Origin of the sequence: Photorhabdus kleinii (assembly GCF_025384885.1) — a bacterium.
Lineage (GTDB): Bacteria > Pseudomonadota > Gammaproteobacteria > Enterobacterales > Enterobacteriaceae > Photorhabdus > Photorhabdus kayaii.
Genome location: NZ_JAJAFY010000134.1, coordinates 1 through 1,317, shown reverse-complemented (window position 1 = coordinate 1,317; position 1,317 = coordinate 1). Strand labels below are relative to the sequence as shown.

Sequence of the window (1,317 nt, the reverse complement as noted above, 5' to 3'; positions counted from 1 at the left end):
CCTTCTCCGTCCCCCCTTCGCAGTCACATTCAGTACAGGAATATTAACCTGTTTCCCATCAGCTACGCCCTTCGGCCTCACCTTAGGGGTCGACTCACCCTGCCCCGATTAACGTTGGACAGGAACCCTTGGTCTTCCGGCGAGCGGGTTTTTCACCCGCTTTATCGTTACTTATGTCAGCATTCGCACTTCTGATACCTCCAGCAGGCCTCACGGCGCCGCCTTCAACAGCTTACAGAACGCTCCCCTACCCAGCAACGCCTCAACGTCACTGCCGCAGCTTCGGCGCATGGTTTAGCCCCGTTACATCTTCCGCGCAGGCCGACTCGACCAGTGAGCTATTACGCTTTCTTTCAATGATGGCTGCTTCTAAGCCAACATCCTGGCTGTCTGGGCCTTCCCACATCGTTTCCCACTTAACCATGACTTCGGGACCTTAGCTGGCGGTCTGGGTTGTTTCCCTCTTCACGACGGACGTTAGCACCCGCCGTGTGTCTCCCGTGATACCATTCTTCGGTATTCGCAGTTTGCATCGGGTTGGTAAGCCGGGATGGCCCCCTAGCCGAAACAGTGCTCTACCCCCGAAGATGAATTCACGAGGCGCTACCTAAATAGCTTTCGGGGAGAACCAGCTATCTCCCGGTTTGATTGGCCTTTCACCCCCAGCCACAAGTCATCCGCTAATTTTTCAACATTAGTCGGTTCGGTCCTCCAGTTAGTGTTACCCAACCTTCAACCTGCCCATGGCTAGCTCACCGGGTTTCGGGTCTATACCCTGCAACTCATTCGCCCAGTTAAGACTCGGTTTCCCTGCGGCTCCCCTATCCGGTTAACCTCGCTACAGAATATAAGTCGCTGACCCATTATACAAAAGGTACGCAGTCACCCTGATAAATCAAGGCTCCCACTGCTTGTACGTACACGGTTTCAGGTTCTCTTTCACTCCCCTCGCCGGGGTTCTTTTCGCCTTTCCCTCACGGTACTGGTTCACTATCGGTCAGTCAGGAGTATTTAGCCTTGGAGGATGGTCCCCCCCTCTTCAGACAGGATTTCTCGTGTCCCGCCTTACTCATCGAACTCACAACCCGGTCATCTTCGAGTACGGGGCTATCACCCTCTCTCGCCGGCCTTTCCAGACCGTTCCTCTGATGCCCTGGCTGATGCTGGTTCTGGGCTCCTCCCCGTTCGCTCGCCGCTACTGGGGGAATCTCGGTTGATTTCTTTTCCTCGGGGTACTGAGATGTTTCAGTTCCCCCGGTTCGCCTCATTAACCTATGGATTCAGTTAATGATAGTGCAACGCATTGCACTGGGTTTC

1 rRNA gene is annotated in these 1,317 nt (G+C 54.5%); it reads right to left on the bottom strand.

The features are described from left to right. Positions 1-1,317: ribosomal RNA gene (locus tag LG003_RS22975) — 23S ribosomal RNA — on the bottom strand; the annotation flags it as partial.